Source organism: Cognatiluteimonas lumbrici, from assembly GCF_006476065.1.
Taxonomy (GTDB): domain Bacteria; phylum Pseudomonadota; class Gammaproteobacteria; order Xanthomonadales; family Xanthomonadaceae; genus Cognatiluteimonas; species Cognatiluteimonas lumbrici.
Map to the genome: position 1 here is coordinate 1,505,208 of NZ_ML636798.1, position 16,847 is coordinate 1,522,054.

The window sequence follows — 16,847 nt, forward strand, 5'->3', positions numbered from 1 at the left end:
AAAATTGCGTTCACCCCTGCGCCGCTATAGTCGGGCGCACCCCCTTCACTTCGCGATGACCACGATGAGCACGACGCGCGCTCCCACCGCACGCCTGCCGCTGGCCTCCCTGCTGTCGCCGCTGCTTTTGGCGGGCATGCTCTTGGCGGGAATGCTCCTGGCGGGCCTGCCACTGCTGCCCGCGACCGCCGCCGAACGCGCGCAGCCGATGACGCCGGGCGAGGTTGCCGCGGCGATCGCCTCCGCCGAGCGCGGCGAACTCGACGCAACGCGCGCGCAGGCATTGCAGACACCGGTGCAGGGCTGGATCGAGTACTCGGCGCTGCGCCGCGACCTCGACACGCTGCCGGTGGCGCGCGGCGAGGCCTTCCTCGCGCGCCACCGCGGCAAGCCGGTGGCCGAGGCCTTCCGCGCCGACTGGCTGGCGTCGCTGGCGCGGCGCAACGAGTGGACCGCGTTCCGCGCCGCGTGGTCGCCCGCGATCGAAAGCACCGAACTGCGCTGCACCGAGCTGCAGGCGCGGCTGCGGACCGGCGCCGACGACGCGCAGTGGGTGCGCGACGCGCAGGCGGTGTGGACCGGCAGCGGCAAGTCGCTGCCCGACGCCTGCGACCCGGTGTTCGCCGCGCTCGACGTGCGCGGCGCGCTGACCCCGGAGCTGCGCTGGCAGCGCTTCGACAAGGCGGTGGCGGAGTGGAACGCGCCGGTGATGCGCGTCGCCACGAAGGGCCTGCCCGGCGACCAGGCGGCGCTCGGCAACACCTATGCGGCGTACATGGACCAGCCGTCCGCGAGCGTGTCGCAATGGCCGAAGACCGCGCGCAGCCGCGAGGTCGCGTCGCAGGCGCTGGCCAAGCTCGGCAAGGCCGATCCCGCGGCAGCCGAACGCCTGCTGCCGGGCGTCGCCGACGCGCTCGGGTTCACCGAGGCCGAACGCGGCCGCGTGCTTTACCAGGTGGCGTTGTGGAGCGCGGCTTCCTACCTGCCCGAATCCGCGCGCCGGCTGGCGGCGGTGCCGGCGTCCTCCTACGACGGACGCCTGCACGAATGGCAGGTGCGCGAGGCGCTCGCGCGCTCGGACTGGAAGGGCGCGCTGGAAGCGATCCGGCGCATGCCGCAGAAGCAGCGGGAGGATTCGCACTGGGCCTACTTCGAGGGCCGGCTGCTCGAACTGACCGGTGGCGACAGCGCCGCGGCGCAGGCCGCCTACCGGCTGGCCGCCGGCAAGCCGGAGTTCCATGGCTTCCTCGCGGCCGACCGCATCGATGCGCCGTACACGCTGTGCCCGTGGCTGCCGGACGTAAGCGCCGAGGCGAAGGCGGGCGTGTCCGCGGACCCGTCGCTGGCGCGCGCACTGTTGCTGCACGCCGCCGACCGCAAGGCGTGGGCTGTCCGTGAATGGCAGGACGCGCTGTCGCGCTTCGACGATCGCCAGCGCCGGCTCGCGGTCGCGGTCGCGCTCGACCACGGCTGGTTCGACCGCGCGGTGTTCGGCCTCGGCCGCACCCCGGAGGAGCAGCGCCTGTACCAGCTGCGCTTCCCGCTGCACCACGACGACACCATCCGCCGCGAGGCCGCGAAACACGGACTCGACCCGGCCTGGGTCGCGGCCGAGATCCGCGCCGAGAGCGTGTTCGATCCGAAGGCACGTTCGCCGGCCAACGCGCGCGGGCTGATGCAGGTGCTGCCGACGACCGGCGCCGAGGAGGCGCGCCGCCTGGGGCTGCCGTGGAAGGGCGCGGAATCGCTGTACGACCCGGACACCAACATCGCCCTCGGCACCGCCTACCTGCGCAAGGTGCTCGACCGCTACGGCGGCAAGCCCTACTTCGCGATCGCCGGCTACAACGCCGGGCCGCGGCCGCTGCTGCGCTGGCAGGAACAGCGGCCCAACATGGATCCCGACTTCTGGATCGAGACCATCAGCTACGGCGAGACCCGCGACTACGTCGCCCGCGTGCTCGCCTTCAGCACGATCTACGACTGGCGCCTCAACGGCAACGCGCTGCCGCTGAGCGCGCGCATGAACGGCACGCAGGCACCCCGAAAGGGCTTCACCTGCCCGCTCGCCACCGCGCCCTGAGCCGGGCGCGCGCGGGCCCCATGGCATGATCGCCAGCATGGACGGCATCGAGGTCTACCTCGTCGGCGGCGCGGTACGCGACGCCCTGCTCGGCATCGCCGGCGGCGACCGCGACTGGGTGGTGGTCGGGCAGACGCCGCAGGCGATGCGCGACCGCGGCTTCCGCGCGGTCGGCCGCGATTTCCCCGTGTTCCTGCATCCGCAGACGCAGGAGGAGTACGCGCTGGCGCGCACCGAGCGCAAGTCCGGACGCGGCCATCGCGGCTTCGTGGTGGACGCCGATCCCTCGGTGACGCTGGAACAGGATCTCGCCCGGCGCGACTTCACCATCAACGCGATCGCGCGTCGCCCCGACGGCACGCTGGTGGATCCGTTCGGCGGCGTCGCCGACATCGAGGCGCGCGTGTTGCGCCACGTCGGCCCGGCCTTCGCCGAGGACCCGCTGCGCGTGCTGCGCGCGGCGCGCTTCATGGCGCGCTTCGCGCCGCTCGGCTTCCGCGTCGCCGACGAGACCATGGCGCTGATGCGCGCGATGGCCGAATCCGGCGAGCTCGCCGAACTGGTGCCCGAGCGCGTGTGGCAGGAGCTGGTGCGCGCGCTCGCCAGCAAGGCGCCGTCGGCCTTCCTGCGCACGCTCCGCGAGTGCGGCGCGCTGGCCGTGGTCCTGCCCGAGGTGGATGCGCTGTACGGCGTGCCGCAACGCGCCGAGTTCCACCCGGAGGTGGACACCGGCGTGCACGTCGAACTGGTCTGCGACATGGCCGCGGAGCTCGCGCCAGGCGACGACGTGGTCGGCTTCGCCGCGCTCGTGCACGACCTCGGCAAGGCGCGTACGCCGGCGCACGTGCTGCCCCGGCACCTGGGCCACGAGCACGCCGGGCTGAAGCCGCTGGGCGAACTGTGCGAGCGGCTGAAGGTGCCGGTCGCGCACCGCCGGCTGGCCGAGGTCGCCTGCCGCGAACACCTCAACGTGCACCGCCTGGCGGAACTGCGCGACGACACCGTGCACGACCTGCTGGCGCGCTGCGACGGCTTCCGCCAGCCCGGGCGCATCGCGCAGCTCGCGCTGGTGTGCGAGGCCGACAAGCGCGGCCGCACCGGGCACCGCGACGACGCCTACCCGCAGGGGCCGGAACTGCTGCGCCTGCTCGAGGCGGCGGCCGCGGTGCGCGCCGGCGATGTGCTCGCGGCGCTGCCCGAGGGCCGCACGCTGGAAGGCCCCGCGCTCGGCGCCGCCCTGCGCAAGGCGCGCATCGCCGCGATCCACGAAGCCCGCACCCTGTAGGAGCGGCGCTAGCGCCGCGACCCGTGGGAGCCGCCATGGCGGCGAGCCCTTCCCCGGTCGCGGCGCCAGCGCCGCTCCTACACCGGGCGGTCGAGCTTCAGCAGGAGATCGCCGAGCGGGGTCCAGGCGGTGGCCAGCCCGGCCGCGATCCCGAGCGCATCGGCAACCAGGTCGCCGAGTTCCATCGCCCGCGAGGTGGTGAACAGGTGCTGCGCGATCTCGATCGCCGCGCCGAGCAGCAGCAGGCCGCCGGCGACCAGCAGCAGCGGCATTCCGCGCCGGAAGAGCTGCACCGCCGACGCCGACAGCGCGAAGAACGCGAGCGCGTGCTCGAGCTTGTCGCTGACCGGGATGCTGGGCAGGTCGCTGCCCGGCAACAGGCAGGCCAGCACCACGGTCGCGATCGCCAGCCACCACATCGCCAGCCAGGTGCGCCGCCGGCGCAGCGGCTTGACCCAGGCGGCGCCACTCACAGGCGATGGCTCAGGTCGCCGGCCAGGAACGCGACCCCGAACTCGACGTCGCGCGCGAAGCCCATGGCCTGGAAGCGCTCACCCATCTCGCCGGGAAGGGTCAGGCGCTTGGCTTCCTGGCGCAGGCGATAACGGCCGGCCTCGTCGCGCGCCTTCGCTTCGGCCTCGGCCAGCCGCTGCTCGAGGCCGTTGCCGATCAGGAAGCTGGCCTGGTTGCAGTAGCCGGAGAAGTCGAAGCCTGCGCCGGTGCCGGCTTCCGCCAGCGCGGTGAAGTCCACCGAGGCGGTGATGTCCTGCAAGCCCGGATAGGCGAGCACGTCCGGCACCAGGTGGTGGCGGCGGAACGCGCGCACGGTGCCGTCGCTGCGTTGCGGGTTGTAGTACTCGCGCCGCGCGTAACCGTAGTCCACGAACAGCATCGCCCCGCTGCGCAGCCCGCCGGCCACCGCCTGCAGCCAGTACGGCAACTGCGGCAGCAGTTCCGAGCGGTAACCGTCCGCGAACGGCGCCTCGAGCTGGCGCTCGACGTGGCGCACCGCCGCCGTCAGCAGCGGGTCGGCCGGGCGGTCGTCGCGCACGAAGCGGCCTTCGCCGTCCAGCGCCACGTGCTCCTCGAACACCTCGCCGCCGCGCAGGGTGAAGCGCGGGGTCGGCAGCGCGTCGATCACCTCGTTGGCGAACAGCACGCCGTCCCATTGCGCTTCCGGCGGGCCGTCGATCCATTCCACCAGTTCGCCGAGCAGCGGGTTGAGGTTTTCGCGCAGCCGTTCCTGCTGGCGCTGGCGCAGGTCCGCGCTCGGCTCGAGGATCGCGTAGCGCGCCGGCAGCGCGTCGAGCGCCAGCAGCCGCTTCAGCGCGACCTCGGCGAACGCGCCGCTGCCGCCGCCCAGCTCGACGATCTGGGCCTCCGGCCCGAGCTGCCGGATCACCGGCGCGATCGCGTCGGCGGTGCAGGCGGCGAACAGGGGCCCGAGCTCGGGCGCGGTCACGAAGTCGCCGGCCTCGCCGAACTTGGACGCGCCGGCGCTGTAGTAGCCGAGCCCGGGGGTGTACAGGCACAGTTCCATGAAGCGCGAGAACGGGATCGCGCCGCCGGCGGCGAGCACCTGCGACTGGATGTGCCGGGCAAGCCGGGCGCTGTGCTCGAGCGCGTCGGCGTCGGGTGGGGGCAATGCGGACATAATGCGCAGCATAGCCGCACCGAGGGAGCCGCCGATGAGCGCCACCCAACCCGTTGCCCTGGTCACCGGCGCCGCGCGCCGCATCGGTGCCGCCATCGCCCGCCGCCTGCACCGCGAGGGCTACGCCATCGCCCTGCACTACCGCGCCTCCGGCGAGGACGCGCGCGTGCTGGTCGAGGAACTGGAAACCGCCCGCCCGGGCAGCACCCTGCTGCTGCAGGCCGACCTGGCCGAGTTCGACCGGCTCCCGGAACTGGTGGCGCGGACGGTCGGGCAGTTCGGCCGGATGGATGCGCTGGTCAACAACGCCTCGGCGTTCTTCCCGACCCCGTTCGGCGAGACCACGCCGGCGCAGTGGGACGCGCTGTCGGCGGTCAACCTGCGCGCGCCGTTCTTCCTCTCGCAGGCGGCGGCGCCGCACCTGGCCAGGACCGGCGGCGCGATCGTGAACATCGCCGACATCCACGGCGAGCGCCGGCCGCTGCCCGGCCACGCGGTCTACGGCATGGGCAAGGCGGCGCTGCTGTACATGACCCGCGCGCTGGCGCTGGAGCTGGCGCCCGCGGTGCGGGTCAACGCCGTCGCCCCCGGCGCGATCCTGTGGCCCGAGGGCGGCAAGGACCGCGGCGAGCGCGAGGCCATGCTGGCGATGACCCCGCTGGCGCGCACCGGCACGGTGGACGAAGTGGCTTCGGCCGTGTGCTGGCTGTTGCGCGGCGCCAGCTACACCACCGGCGAGGTCCTGCGCATCGATGGCGGGCGCTCGCTGAAGTAGGGCCGGGCAAGCGCCCGGCCTCGCTAAGCCTAGACCTTGCGCTGGAAGGCCTCGCGCAGCAGCACGCCGTCGAAGCCCTGCGGCGCGTCGCCCATCACCGCGAAGCGGTACAGCGCGGCCGAATAGATGCCCGACAGCGCGGCCTGCACCAGCGCGAGCGCCAGCACCGCGAGCACGCCCAGCACCACCATCGCCACCGCCATCACCGCCACGCCGTTGGTCGCGAACGCCACCGTCAGCGCGCCGAACACCAGGACCACGGCGAGGTTCAGCACGAACATCACCAGGCCGAGGCCGCCGTTGCCGATCAGGTTCTCGCCCCAGGTGCGGCCGAGCAGCGAGGCGCTTTCCTTCACCGCCTGCACCGGTCCGACGTCGCGGGCGACCAGCACCGGCACGGTGAGGAAGGTGGCGACCGTCCAGGCGACGCCGATCAGGCCGACCACGATCCGGCCGACGAAGCCGGCGCGCTCCTCGATCGCGCGCAGCAGCAGGCCCACGGTGGCGGCGATGGCCGCGTAGCCGAGGATCTGCACCCACTTGGAGCGGGCGATGCGCAGGCCGTCGGCCACCGTCGGGTCGCCGCCGTCCAGCCGCATCATCGCCGCGCCGACCAGCGCGGTGTTGAAGAAGAAGATCACGAAGTACTGCACCAGGTAGAACGCGAACGCCAGCAGGTAGCCGAGCGGCGCCACCCCGCCGTCGTCGCTGGCGAGGCCCTGGTACAGCTCCAGCCCGAACACCGGCAGCGCGAAGCTGGCGACCACCAGCACCACCGCCACCGCCGAGATCATCGGGAACACCAGCAGTTCCTTGTCGGAACGCAACACACCGAAGCTGGCCTTGGCCAGCGCCCAGCTACGCGCGAACTTCCCCATGAGCAATCCCCATTGCCGTCGCAGGAAGCCCGATTATGCCCCGGCGCCGGGCTCGCGGGTGGGGGGCCGCAGCGCGGCGGTGATCCCCTCCACCGCCTCGGTGACGTCGCCGCTGCCCGGCTGCTGGTACACCCGCAGCCCGAACTCCGGCAGCACCGCCAGCAGGTGGTCGAAGATGTCGCCGGCCAGGTTCTCGTAGGGCGCCCAGCGCACGTCGGCGGAGAAGCAGTAGACCTCGAGCGGGATGCCCTGCGGGGTCGGATCGCGCTGGCGCACCAGCAGGGTCATGTCCTGGTTCACGCCCGGGTGCGAGCGCAGGTAGGCCACGACGTAGGCGCGGAAGGTGCCGAGGTTGGTCGCGCGGCGGTTGTTGACCGGGTCCTTGCCGGCCGCTTCGAGCTTGGCGTTGTAGGCGGCGAGCTCCGCGCTCTGCTTGTCCAGGTACTCGTCGATCAGCGCGATCCGGCGCAGCCTGTGGCGCTCCTGCTGGTCGAGGAAGCGCACCGAGGTCTGGTCCAGCAGCAGCGCGCGCTTGATCCGGCGGCCGCCGGACTCGGTCATGCCGCGCCAGTTGCGGAAGCTCTCGCTGATCAGCAGGTGGGTGGGGATGGTGCTGATCGTCTTGTCCCAGTTCTGCACCTTGACCGTGTGCAGGCTGATGTCGATCACGTCGCCGTCGGCGTTCTGGCTCGGCATCTCGATCCAGTCGCCGACCCGCAGCATGTCGTTGCTCGCCAGTTGCAGGCTCGCCACCAGCGACAGCAGCGTGTCCTTGAACACCAGCATCAGCACCGCGGTCATCGCGCCCAGGCCGGTCAGCAGTACCAGCGGCGACTTGTTGATCAGCGCGGCCACCACCAGGATCAGGGCCAGCACCCAGATGACGATCTGCAAAAGCTGTAGGTAACCCTTGATCGGGCGGTCGGCCGCGGACGGGCTGTGGCGCACGTAGACGTCGTTGATGGCGTCGAGGAAGGCGCCGAGGACCAGCGCGGCGGCGATCGCGATCCAGCCGAGCGCGACGTTGCGCACCACCACCACCAGGAACTCGGGCAGCCCCTGCACGTAGGCGAGGCCGACCAGCACCACCACCGCCGGCACGATCCACGCCGCCCGCTGCGGCACCCGCCGCTCGACCAGGGCGTCGTCCCAGTGCATCGGCGAGACTTCGGCCACCCGCGTGAACACGCGCAGCAGGATGCGGCCGAACACGAACCAGGCCAGCCAGGCCGCGATCAGCAGGCCGGTGGCGGCGAACAGTGGGGTGGAAGCGAGGGCGCGGAGATCGAATTCCATCGCGACAGGGTAACAATTCACCCTGTAGGAGCGGCGCTCGCGCCGCGACCCACGCAGCAACAGGTCGCGGCGCTAGCGCCGCTCCTACAGTTCCAGGTCCACCTGCTGCGGCGGGCTGTCGTGCTCGGGGTGCGCGGCCCACAGTCGCGCCAGGGTCACGCCGCGGATCGGATCCACGAAGTCGGGCGCGACGTCGGCCAGCGGCTTGAGCACGAACGCATGGTGCAGTTCGGGCCGCGGCAGCTGGAAGTCGCCGGGGCCGTCGAGCACCAGTTCGCCGAAGTAGATGATGTCCACGTCCAGCGGGCGGTTGCTGTAGGAGGCGTCGCGGCGGTCGCGGCCGTGCGCGATCTCGAGCGCGTGCAGCCAGTCGTTGAGCGCGAACGGGTGGATGTCGCTGTCCAGCACCGCGATCGCGTTGAGGAAGTCCGGGCCCTGGAAGCCGACTGCGGCGGTGCGGTAGACCGGCGACACCTGGACCTCGCCGAAGCGCTCGCGCAACGCGGCCACCGCGGAACGCAGGTTCTGTTCCGGCTCGATGTTGCTGCCCAGGCTCAGGTAGCAGCGGCTGGTCGCCTTGCGCAGGCGATTGGCGCCGCGGCGCGCCGGCATCGCCGCCGCCGGCAGCACCACGCGTGCGCGCGCCGCGGCCGGCGAGCTGGCCGGGGTGCCGGGCGGCGCGGCCTCGGTGGCAACCTGTTCGTCGGGCGGCAGGTCGGCGCGGCTGCGCTCGAGCATCACCCCGACCGCGACCGCGCCGCGCACCGCGCCGGGCTTGGACAGCTTGAGCTTCAGGTGCTCGACGCCGAACTCGCGCAGCACCAGCAGCGCGCACTGCTCGGCGAGAGTTTCGACCAGTTCGTACGAGGACTCGCCGACGAACGCGATCAGACGCTTGCTCACCGCCTTGTAGTCGAGGGTGTCGGCGATCGCGTCGCTGGCCGCGGGCCGGCGGTTGTCGAACGCCATCTCGAGGTCGAACCGCAGCGGCTGCCGGATCCGGCGCTCCCAGTCGTAGACGCCGATCAGCGCCTCGATCTCCAGCCCTTCGATGAAAACCTTGTCCATGGAGCGGACTTTACATGGCCGGGAGGCTGGCCATGTCCCAGCGCGGGGTCACCCGCACCGCGGCGTCGGCGCGCTGCCCGGCCTCGAGCCGGAGCGCGCCGGCGAAGGCGATCATCGCGCCGTTGTCGGTGCACAGCGCCGGGCGCGGGAACCGCACCTGCCCGCCGCGCGATTCGGCCATCGCCTGCAGCCGCGCGCGCAGGCGCTTGTTGGCGCCGACGCCGCCGGCCACCACCAGGGTGTCGCAGCCGGCCGCGTCCAGCGCGCGCTCGCACTTGATCGCGAGGGTCTCGACCACCGCGTCCTCGAAGCCGCGCGCGATGTCGGCGCGGGTCTGCGCGGACTGGTCGCTGCCCTGCCAGGCCAGCAGCACCTGGGTCTTGAGCCCGCTGAAGCTGAAGTCCAGCCCCGGCCGGTCGGTCATCGGCCGCGCGAAGCGGTACACGCCCGGGGTCCCTTGCTCGGCCAGCTGCGCGAGCTGCGGCCCGCCCGGGTACGGCAGCCCCATCAGCTTGGCGGTCTTGTCGAACGCCTCCCCGGCGGCGTCGTCCAGGGTCTCGCCGAGCAGCCGGTACGCGCCAAGCGCCTCGACCGCGACCAGCTGGGTGTGCCCGCCGGACACCAGCAACGCCACGAAAGGCGGCTCCAGGTCCGGATCCTCGAGCAGCGGCGCCAGCAGGTGGCCCTCCATGTGGTGCACCGCCACCGCCGGCAGGTCCAAGCCCCAGGCCAGCGCGCGCGCCACCCCGGCGCCGACCAGCAGCGCCCCGACCAGTCCGGGACCGGCGGTATAGGCGACCCCGTCCAGGTCCGCGGTGGCCAGCCCGGCCTCGGCCAGGGTCTGGCGCACCAGCGGCAGCAGCTTGCGCACGTGGTCGCGGCTGGCCAGCTCCGGCACCACCCCGCCGTACTCGGCGTGCAGCGCCACCTGGCTGTACACGGCGTGGGCCAGCAGGCCGTCGGCGCCGGGCCGCGCGGTGTCGTAGACGGCCACGCCGGTTTCGTCGCAGGAGGTTTCGATGCCGAGGACTTTCAAGCGCTTGCGTGCTCCATGGGGCACCCGTTATCATACGCGGCTCGCCCCTTCCAAAGGGCGGCCCAGCCACCAGAGACCACCAGATGCCCAGCGTCAAAGTCCGCGAAAACGAGCCTTTCGAGTTTGCCCTCCGTCGCTTCAAGCGCACCTGCGAGAAGGCCGGCGTGCTCGCCGAGACCCGCAAGCGCGAGTTCTACGAGAAGCCGACCCAGGAGCGCAAGCGCAAGGCCGCCGCCGCGGTGAAGCGCCAGGCCCGCCGCACCTCGCGCGACGTCACCAAGCGCCAGCGGATGTACTGATCGCGCGGCCCGTCCGGGCCAGCGCCACGCATTCCCGAAGGCCGGCACGCATCGCGTCGCCGGCCTTCGTTGTTTCCGGAGCCCCAGCATGACCCTCAAGCAGCAGCTCACCGAAGACATGAAGACGGCCATGAAGGCCGGCGACAAGGCTCGCCTCGGCGTGATCCGTCTGGTCAACGCCGCGATCAAGCAGCGCGAGGTGGACGAGCGCATCGAGCTCGACGACGCCCAGGTGCTGGCCGTGCTGGAGAAGATGGTCAAGCAGCGCCGCGACTCCATCAGCCAGTACGACGCCGCCGGCCGCCAGGACCTGGCCGACATCGAGCGCGCCGAGATGGCGGTGATCGAGTCCTACCTGCCCGAGAAGCTGGACGAGGCCGCGATCCGGGCCGCGATCGAGGAGGCCGTCGCCGCCACCGGCGCCAGCGGCCCGGCCGACATGGGCAAGCTGATGGGCGTGCTCAAGCCGAAGCTCGCCGGCCAGGCCGACATGGGCGAGGTCTCGAAGCTGGTGAAGCAGCGGCTGTCAGGCTGACCGCGGTAGGGCATCCTAGCCCCATGGCCCGCATCCCCGATGCCTTCATCGACGACCTGCTCGCGCGCACCGACATCGTCGAGATCGTCAACGCGCGGGTGCCGCTGAAGCGGCAGGGCAAGGAATACGCGGCGCGCTGCCCGTTCCACGACGAGCGCTCGGCCTCGTTCACGGTGTCTCCGGCCAAGCAGTTCTACCACTGCTTCGGCTGCGGCGCGCACGGCACCGCGATCTCGTTCCTGATGAATTACGACCGGCTCGAGTTCCTCGACGCCGTGGACGAACTTGCGAAGCGTGTCGGCATGGAAGTGCCGCGCGACACGCAGCAGCGCAACCAGGACAGCGGCACCCGCGATCTGTACGCGGCGATGGAGGCCGCGGCTCAGTTCTTCCGCCGCCAGCTCGCGGCCAGCGACAAGGCGCGCGCCTACGTGGCGGGCCGCGACATCTCCCCGGAGATCGTCGAGCGCTACGGCATCGGCTACGCCCCCGACGGCTACGGCGCGCTGCGCGATGCCCTCGGCACCGACCAGCGCCGCATGCAGCTGCTCGAGCGCGGCGGCATGTTCTCGAAGAACGACAAGGGCGCCGTCTACGACAAGTTCCGCGACCGCCTGATGTTCCCGATCCACGACCGCCGCGGACGCACGATCGCCTTCGGCGGCCGGGTGATCGACACGCCGTCTGAGAGCCGGGCCAGCAGCCCCAAGTACCTCAACTCGCCCGAGACCCCGCTGTTCCACAAGGGCCGCGAGCTGTACGGCCTGTGGCAGGCGAAGCAGGCCAACGCGAAGCTGGAACGCCTGGTCGTGGTCGAGGGCTACATGGACGTGGTCGCGCTGGCGCAGTTCGGCGTGACCCAGGCGGTGGCCACGCTCGGCACCGCGACCACCCCCGACCACGCCGAGTTGCTGTTCCGCAACGCGCCCGACGTGTACTTCTGCTTCGACGGCGACCGCGCCGGCCGCGCCGCTGCCTGGAAGGCGCTCGAGTCGGTGTTGCCGCGCATGCGCGAGGGCCGCCAGGCGTTCTTCCTGTTCCTGCCCGACGGCGAGGACCCGGACACCATCGTGCGCCAGGAAGGCGCTGGGGGCTTCGACGCGCGGCTGCGCGACGCGACCCCGCTGTCGGAGTTCTTCTACGCCCAGATGCAGGCCGACGTGAACCTGGGCACGCTCGACGGCAAGGCGCGCCTGGCCGAGCGCTGCAAGCCCTACCTCGCGCAGATCCCCGACGGCGCCTTCGGCGACCTGATGAAGCAGCGCCTGACCGAGCTCACCGGCCTCGGCGCGCGCGCGAGCACGCCCGAGACCCACGTCCCGGCACATCGCGTGCACCGCGGCGGCCGCGGCGCGCCGGCGCCCAGGCGCAGCCTCGTGCGCGGCGCGATCGCGCTGCTGCTGCAGCACCCGCAGCTCGCGCTGGCGCTCGAGCCGCCGTACACCTTCGCCGCCCTGCGCCAGCCCGGCGTGCCGCTGCTGGCCGAACTGGTCGCGCTGGTCCGCGAGCGTCCGGACATCCGCACCGGCGGCATCCTCGAGCACTTCGGCGAACGCGAGGAAGCCGCCGCCCTGCAGAAGCTGGCGATGCAGTCCATCCCCGGCGAGGAAGCCGCCTGGCAGCACGAGTTCCGCGACGCCATGGCGCAGCTCGAACGCCAGACCTGGCAACAGCGCATCGACGAACTGCAGGAGAAGCAACGCGCCTCCGGCCTCGACCCGCGCGACAAGGAAGAACTGCGCGCCCTGCTCGGCAACCTGTCGACGCGTTAGCGGGCTGCTGCGACCAGCCGCGGCGGGGCCTTGTTCTCCCACGCCTTGCGCACCAGCGGCAGGACGACCTTCGCGTCCGCCTTCCGCAGCGCGATGCGCAGCCCCAGCGCGCGCTTGCCCCACATCAGCTTCTCGGCCCACTCCGGGTACAGCGCGAGGATCGTCTCGCGGTCCTCCTCGCCGACGAACACGTGCACGAACTCGCCGTCCGGCGGCATGGTGACGAAGATCTTCCCCGCCACGCGGAACGAACCGAAATTGTGGTGCGGCGCCTCCGTCACCTCCGGAAGCGCCATCGCGACCTTGCGGATCTCTTCGAGCTTCATCGCTGCCCTCCTACACCAGCGCCGCCACGTCGCCGCCGAGCGCGCGCACGCGCGCCGCGTCGGCCGGGCGGTCGCGCAGCAGCTCGAAGTCGGCGAAGTCGAAACCGGGGCCGACGGTGCAGGCCACCAGCGTGTAGGGCCCCGTGGACCGTGCGGCCTGCCAGCGCCCGTGCGGCACCACCCGCACCGGCTCCGCGCCGGGACCGAACGGCCCGAGGAGACGCGACTCCACTTCGGTGAAACCGGGGTCGGCGCCGAGCAACACCAGCGGCGCGCCCTCGATGTAATGCCAGGCCTCGTCCGAAGCCACGCGGTGCCAGCGGCTGCATTCGCCGGCCGCCAGCAGGTAATGGATGCAGGTCAGCGCCGGCCGCTCGCCGCGGCCATCCGGGGGAAGCACGCTTGCCGACGACGCATGGATGCGGCGGTAGTGGCCGCCCTCGGGATGCGGTTCCAGGCCCAGCGCCTGCACCAGCCAGGCGGCCCGCCCCGCTCCCGCTTCGCCCGTCATTCCCGCACCATCTCGAGTTCGGCTCCGTCGATCACGGTCACGTAGGGCTCGTCCTCGCCCAGCCGCACGTCGGCCCAGAACCTCACCGCGCGGGTTTCCGGAGGCACCTCCGCCAGCTTGGCCCACACCTTCAGGCTGAACTCGCGGGGTTGGCCGGACAGCACGAGCTGCCGCATCCCGACCAGCTTGTCGGCACCGTCGGGAGTCAGGGCAAGAACGACGGTATCGACCGGGATGTCGCTCCGGAACCACCCGCCGGGCCGCGTACCGGAGCGCGACGCCAGCAGCGTGAGCGGTAGTTCTGCCGCGTGGACCACGCCCGCGTCGTCGATCAGCGACATCCCGAGGCGGGTGCCGTCGACGTCGATGCCGATTCCTTCGTCGACCGACACCCGTACCCGCACCTGCGCCGGGTCCACCCGGGCCAGGTCCCGGGCATCCCAATTCGCAAACCGCAGCGCGGTGGACAGCGGGATGGAGGCGCAACCGGCGAGCAGCAGCGCCAGCAGTATCAGCGTCTGCGTGCACCAGGCCCGCATGCGCTAGAAGTCGCGCCCGTTCACCTGCGTGCGCTCGATCCCGGCAAGGTCCACGTCCGCGAGGCAACGCACGTTGATCGCCGCGGTCTCGGTGCCGTCCGGCATCTTGCCGAGGCCGAACGGCTGGCAGCCGCAGACCTGGCAGAAGTCGTGGTGGATGACATGCCTGTTGAAGGTGTAGGTGGTGAGCTTGTCCTCGCCCTCGGTCACCTTCAGCGCGGAGCGCGGCACGAACCACAGCAGGAAGCCCTTGCGCTGACAGTGCGAGCAGTTGCACTCCACGACCTTGTCGATCTCTCCATCGACCGTGTACTTCACCGCACCGCAATGGCAGCTTCCGGACTTCATGTCATCTCCTCAGGATTGCGCCAGCGCGTAGGCCGCCAGCCCGAACGCCAATACTGCCACCGTCAGGGCCGCGGTCGCGACGTGGCGCAGCAGGCGCAGTTCGCGCGCGGTCGCCGCCGCCTGCACCTGCAGCGCCTCGATCGAGCGCCGGGTATCGGCGGCAAAGCTCTCCAGCGCTTCGGCGTTGCGGGTGAGCGCGTCGGCGTTGGTGCGCACCGCGTCCTGGAGCTCGGCCACCGAGGCCGCGAGGTCCGGCAGCTGCTCCACCGGCTTCTTCGAGAAGTACGGTGTCGCCAGCCTGATCACTTCCGGGATCAGCGGTGCGGCGGCGCTGAGCCAACTCGCCATGGCGTCATCCTCCCTGGGCCGGCACGAACTCGATGCCCGCCGCCGGCGCCAGCAGCGGCAGCAGCCAGTGGTCCAGCAGCAGGAACGCGAACAACGCCATCAGGTAGACCACCGAGTAGTTGAACGTGCGCATCGCATGGAACTCGTCGGGCGGATCGAGCAGCCGCCACGCGTACCAGAGGAACACCGCGCCCAGCACCAGCGCGCCGCCGAGGTAGAACAGGCCGCTCATGCCCACCACCCACGGCAGCACGCTCACCACCACCAGCAGCACCGTGTACAGCAGGATCTGCCAGCGCGTGTACTCGACGCCGTGGGTCACCGGCAGCATCGGCACCATGGCACGCGCGTAGTCGGCGCGGCGGAAGATCGCCAGCGCCCAGAAGTGCGGCGGCGTCCACACGAAGATGATCAGCACCAGCAGCAGCGCGTGGGCCCAGCCCCACTGGTCCTGCATGCCGGTGATCGCCGACCAGCCCAGCAGCGGCGGCGCGGCGCCGGCGATGCCGCCGATGACGATGTTCTGCGGCGTGGCGCGCTTCAGGTAGCGGGTGTAGATCACCGCGTAGCCGATCAGCGAGCAGAAGGTCAGCAGCGCGGTCATCGCGTTGACCCACAGCAGCAGGATGGCCATCGAGGCCGCGGCCAGCACCAGCGCGAACACCAGCGCCTGCCGCGGCGTCACCTGGCCGACCACGATCGGGCGCCAGTTGGTGCGCGCCATCTGCGCGTCGATGCGCGAGTCCAGCAACTGGTTGATCGCCGCCGCGCTGGCCGCCGCCAGCCAGATCCCGAGGAAGCCGAGCACCGACTCCTTCAGCGGCGGCAGCCCCGGCGTCGCCAGGAACATGCCAATCGCCGCGGTGAACACGATCAACGCCACCACCCGCGGCTTGGTCAGGCTCCAGTACTGGCGGAACACCGAAGCGTTCACGGCGCAACCTCCGGAGCGCGCACGCGCGCCAGCAGCGTGACCAGGGTGAACAGCAGCAGCGCCGCGCCGGCGTTGTGCAGCACCGCCACTTCCAGCGGCAACGCCATGCGCACGTTGGCGATGCCCAGCGACACCTGCGCCAGCAGCAGCGCCGCGAGCAGCCCGCCGAAGCCGCGCAGGCCCGGCGAGCGCATCAGCTTGACCGCCAGCCACAGCAGGTACGCGAACACCACCACCGCCATCATCCGGTGGCTCATGTGGATCGCGATGCGCGCGGCGCCGTCGAGGATCCCGCCCTCGTAGTCCACGCCGATCCCGCGCCACAGCACGAAGGCCTCGCCGAAGTCGTGCGGCGGCCACCACAGGCCGACGCACCTGGGGAAGTCGGTGCCGCAGGACAGCGCCGCGTAGTTGGCGCTGGTCCAGCCGCCGAGTGCGATCTGCACGACCAGCAGCGCCAGCCCGATCCACAGCAGCCGCCGCAGCACGCGCGCATCCGGCACCCGCACCGGACGGTCGGTCGCCAGCCAGGCCATCCACGACAGCAGCGCGAACGTGGCCAGGCCGCCGAGCAGGTGCGCCATCACCACGATCGGCTTCAGCAGCCAGGTCACGGTCCACATGCCGAGCAGGGCCTGGAACACGATCACCGCAAGCGTGAGCGCCGCGAGCGGCGGCAGTGGACCGCCCCGGTCGCGCCACCAGCGCAAGGCCGCGAACAGCAGCAACAGTTCGCCGACGCCGGCCAGCAACGCGGCCTGCACGTGCATGCCGCGCATGTACAGCGGGATCGAGCACGCCACCAGCGCCGAGGCCGCCAGCACCTGGGCGACGCCGAAGCGCTTGCGCGCGGCGGCGACCAGCGCGAGCACCAGCACCAGCACGCCGAGCGAGCCGGCCAGCATGCGGTGCACCTGCTCGCGCCAGGCGCGGGTGTCGTCGAACGGGCGGATCTCGCTCGCGGCGTGGTCTGCGGCGTCCGCGGGCGCGGTGGGCCAGGTGGCCTGGCCGTAGCAGGTCGGCCAGTCCGGGCAGCTCAGGCCGGCGTTGGACAGGCGCACGAACGCGCCGAACACGATCACGCCCAGCGCCAGCGCGACGGCCAGCCAGGCGATGCGATGGAAGTGCTTGCGTGCGGTTCTCGTGGGCCTGGTGCTCAT

19 protein-coding genes and 1 pseudogene are annotated in these 16,847 nt (G+C 71.8%); 6 read left to right on the top strand and 14 right to left on the bottom strand.

The features are described from left to right. The first annotated feature begins 136 nt into the window (after window positions 1–136). Together E4F25_RS07305 and E4F25_RS07310 are read left to right on the top strand one after the other, a co-directional pair. The gene (locus E4F25_RS07305) at window positions 137–2,083 is read left to right on the top strand and encodes a lytic transglycosylase domain-containing protein (RefSeq protein ID WP_140910373.1); all 1,947 of its coding nucleotides are present in this window, start codon (window positions 137–139) and stop codon (window positions 2,081–2,083) included. A 46-nt stretch (window positions 2,084–2,129) separates the two neighbouring features. Further along, complete coding sequence (locus E4F25_RS07310) at window positions 2,130–3,368, top strand: multifunctional CCA addition/repair protein (RefSeq protein ID WP_140910374.1); 1,239 nt, start codon at window positions 2,130–2,132, stop codon at window positions 3,366–3,368. A 77-nt stretch (window positions 3,369–3,445) separates the two neighbouring features. On the opposite strand, the gene E4F25_RS07315 is transcribed toward E4F25_RS07310, so the two are convergent. Together E4F25_RS07315 and E4F25_RS07320 are read right to left on the bottom strand one after the other, a co-directional pair. Beyond that, window positions 3,446–3,841: a VanZ family protein gene (locus E4F25_RS07315; RefSeq protein WP_246069808.1), complete on the bottom strand. Its 396-nt coding sequence runs from the start codon at window positions 3,839–3,841 to the stop codon at window positions 3,446–3,448. Then, a complete protein-coding gene (locus E4F25_RS07320) occupies window positions 3,838–5,022 on the bottom strand; it encodes a class I SAM-dependent methyltransferase (protein ID WP_181168237.1) in 1,185 nt (394 codons plus the stop codon). The genes E4F25_RS07315 and E4F25_RS07320 overlap by 4 nt, the downstream gene beginning before the upstream one ends. A gap of 34 nt (window positions 5,023–5,056) precedes the next feature. On the opposite strand from E4F25_RS07320, the gene E4F25_RS07325 reads away from it, so the two are divergent. Beyond that, window positions 5,057–5,797, top strand: a complete 741-nt coding sequence (locus tag E4F25_RS07325; protein ID WP_140909511.1) for a pteridine reductase — start codon at window positions 5,057–5,059, stop codon at window positions 5,795–5,797. Between the two features lie 29 nt (window positions 5,798–5,826). Here E4F25_RS07325 and E4F25_RS07330 read toward each other — a convergent pair whose 3' ends face one another. The 5 genes and pseudogenes from E4F25_RS07330 to tsaD all read right to left on the bottom strand — a co-directional run bounded on the left by E4F25_RS07330 (window position 5,827) and on the right by tsaD (window position 10,075). Then, the gene (locus tag E4F25_RS07330) at window positions 5,827–6,675 is read right to left on the bottom strand and encodes a DUF6159 family protein (protein WP_140909512.1); all 849 of its coding nucleotides are present in this window, start codon (window positions 6,673–6,675) and stop codon (window positions 5,827–5,829) included. 33 nt (window positions 6,676–6,708) lie between these two features. Continuing rightward, window positions 6,709–7,971, bottom strand: a complete 1,263-nt coding sequence (locus E4F25_RS07335) for a mechanosensitive ion channel family protein (protein WP_140909513.1) — start codon at window positions 7,969–7,971, stop codon at window positions 6,709–6,711. Window positions 7,972–8,055: 84 nt separating this feature from the next. Further along, window positions 8,056–8,583 (bottom strand): 2-amino-4-hydroxy-6-hydroxymethyldihydropteridine diphosphokinase, encoded by a 528-nt coding sequence (folK, locus tag E4F25_RS07340; RefSeq protein ID WP_140910376.1) that lies wholly within the window; start codon window positions 8,581–8,583, stop codon window positions 8,056–8,058. A 105-nt stretch (window positions 8,584–8,688) separates the two neighbouring features. Next, window positions 8,689–9,039 (bottom strand): annotated as a pseudogene (gene folB, locus E4F25_RS07345) (dihydroneopterin aldolase); the annotation flags it as partial. Window positions 9,040–9,049: 10 nt separating this feature from the next. Further along, the gene (gene tsaD / locus E4F25_RS07350) at window positions 9,050–10,075 is read right to left on the bottom strand and encodes a tRNA (adenosine(37)-N6)-threonylcarbamoyltransferase complex transferase subunit TsaD (protein ID WP_140909514.1); all 1,026 of its coding nucleotides are present in this window, start codon (window positions 10,073–10,075) and stop codon (window positions 9,050–9,052) included. A gap of 83 nt (window positions 10,076–10,158) precedes the next feature. Here tsaD and rpsU point away from each other — a divergent pair, with 83 nt between their 5' ends. From rpsU to dnaG, 3 genes are all read left to right on the top strand, one after another. Continuing rightward, window positions 10,159–10,374, top strand: a complete 216-nt coding sequence (gene rpsU, locus E4F25_RS07355; RefSeq protein WP_132328402.1) for a 30S ribosomal protein S21 — start codon at window positions 10,159–10,161, stop codon at window positions 10,372–10,374. Between the two features lie 88 nt (window positions 10,375–10,462). Then, entirely contained in the window at window positions 10,463–10,909 is a 447-nt protein-coding gene (locus E4F25_RS07360) for a GatB/YqeY domain-containing protein (protein ID WP_140909515.1), read from the top strand. Window positions 10,910–10,932: 23 nt separating this feature from the next. After that, window positions 10,933–12,681: a DNA primase gene (gene dnaG, locus E4F25_RS07365; protein WP_140909516.1), complete on the top strand. Its 1,749-nt coding sequence runs from the start codon at window positions 10,933–10,935 to the stop codon at window positions 12,679–12,681. Here the strand turns inward: dnaG and E4F25_RS07370 are convergent. The 7 genes from E4F25_RS07370 to E4F25_RS07400 are packed head-to-tail and all read right to left on the bottom strand — an operon-like array spanning window position 12,678 to window position 16,847. After that, window positions 12,678–13,007 (bottom strand): MmcQ/YjbR family DNA-binding protein, encoded by a 330-nt coding sequence (locus tag E4F25_RS07370; RefSeq protein WP_140909517.1) that lies wholly within the window; start codon window positions 13,005–13,007, stop codon window positions 12,678–12,680. The two genes, dnaG and E4F25_RS07370, sit on opposite strands and share 4 nt — an antisense overlap. Window positions 13,008–13,017: 10 nt before the next feature. Beyond that, window positions 13,018–13,518, bottom strand: coding sequence for a cupin domain-containing protein (locus E4F25_RS07375; protein WP_140909518.1), 501 nt, complete (start codon window positions 13,516–13,518; stop codon window positions 13,018–13,020). After that, window positions 13,515–14,057: a hypothetical protein gene (locus E4F25_RS07380; protein ID WP_140909519.1), complete on the bottom strand. Its 543-nt coding sequence runs from the start codon at window positions 14,055–14,057 to the stop codon at window positions 13,515–13,517. Before E4F25_RS07380 ends, E4F25_RS07375 begins: the two co-directional genes overlap by 4 nt. Before the next feature lie 3 nt (window positions 14,058–14,060). Further along, on the bottom strand, window positions 14,061–14,405 hold the full coding sequence (locus E4F25_RS07385; protein WP_140909520.1) for a GFA family protein: 345 nt from the start codon (window positions 14,403–14,405) through the stop codon (window positions 14,061–14,063). Between the two features lie 9 nt (window positions 14,406–14,414). Then, a complete protein-coding gene (locus E4F25_RS07390; RefSeq protein ID WP_140909521.1) occupies window positions 14,415–14,753 on the bottom strand; it encodes a hypothetical protein in 339 nt (112 codons plus the stop codon). 4 nt (window positions 14,754–14,757) lie between these two features. Further along, window positions 14,758–15,687: a heme o synthase gene (locus E4F25_RS07395; protein ID WP_140909522.1), complete on the bottom strand. Its 930-nt coding sequence runs from the start codon at window positions 15,685–15,687 to the stop codon at window positions 14,758–14,760. Further along, window positions 15,684–16,847: a COX15/CtaA family protein gene (locus tag E4F25_RS07400; protein ID WP_140909523.1), complete on the bottom strand. Its 1,164-nt coding sequence runs from the start codon at window positions 16,845–16,847 to the stop codon at window positions 15,684–15,686. The genes E4F25_RS07395 and E4F25_RS07400 overlap by 4 nt, the downstream gene beginning before the upstream one ends.

What these genes read in the sequence shown, in the direction of transcription:
- E4F25_RS07370 (WP_140909517.1), bottom strand. Translation starts at nt 13,007, where the DNA reads ATGAAGCTCGAAGAGATCCGCAAGGTCGCGATGGCGCTTCCGGAGGTG.
- E4F25_RS07385 (WP_140909520.1), bottom strand. Translation starts at nt 14,405, where the DNA reads ATGAAGTCCGGAAGCTGCCATTGCGGTGCGGTGAAGTACACGGTCGAT.
- dnaG (WP_140909516.1), top strand. Translation starts at nt 10,933, where the DNA reads ATGGCCCGCATCCCCGATGCCTTCATCGACGACCTGCTCGCGCGCACC.
- E4F25_RS07305 (WP_140910373.1), top strand. Translation starts at nt 137, where the DNA reads ATGCTCTTGGCGGGAATGCTCCTGGCGGGCCTGCCACTGCTGCCCGCG.
- E4F25_RS07375 (WP_140909518.1), bottom strand. Translation starts at nt 13,518, where the DNA reads ATGACGGGCGAAGCGGGAGCGGGGCGGGCCGCCTGGCTGGTGCAGGCG.
- E4F25_RS07325 (WP_140909511.1), top strand. Translation starts at nt 5,057, where the DNA reads ATGAGCGCCACCCAACCCGTTGCCCTGGTCACCGGCGCCGCGCGCCGC.
- E4F25_RS07400 (WP_140909523.1), bottom strand. Translation starts at nt 16,847, where the DNA reads ATGAGCACCAGGCCCACGAGAACCGCACGCAAGCACTTCCATCGCATC.
- E4F25_RS07335 (WP_140909513.1), bottom strand. Translation starts at nt 7,971, where the DNA reads ATGGAATTCGATCTCCGCGCCCTCGCTTCCACCCCACTGTTCGCCGCC.
- E4F25_RS07360 (WP_140909515.1), top strand. Translation starts at nt 10,463, where the DNA reads ATGACCCTCAAGCAGCAGCTCACCGAAGACATGAAGACGGCCATGAAG.
- E4F25_RS07320 (WP_181168237.1), bottom strand. Translation starts at nt 5,022, where the DNA reads ATGTCCGCATTGCCCCCACCCGACGCCGACGCGCTCGAGCACAGCGCC.
- E4F25_RS07330 (WP_140909512.1), bottom strand. Translation starts at nt 6,675, where the DNA reads ATGGGGAAGTTCGCGCGTAGCTGGGCGCTGGCCAAGGCCAGCTTCGGT.
- folK (WP_140910376.1), bottom strand. Translation starts at nt 8,583, where the DNA reads ATGCCGGCGCGCCGCGGCGCCAATCGCCTGCGCAAGGCGACCAGCCGC.
- E4F25_RS07390 (WP_140909521.1), bottom strand. Translation starts at nt 14,753, where the DNA reads ATGGCGAGTTGGCTCAGCGCCGCCGCACCGCTGATCCCGGAAGTGATC.
- E4F25_RS07380 (WP_140909519.1), bottom strand. Translation starts at nt 14,057, where the DNA reads ATGCGGGCCTGGTGCACGCAGACGCTGATACTGCTGGCGCTGCTGCTC.
- rpsU (WP_132328402.1), top strand. Translation starts at nt 10,159, where the DNA reads ATGCCCAGCGTCAAAGTCCGCGAAAACGAGCCTTTCGAGTTTGCCCTC.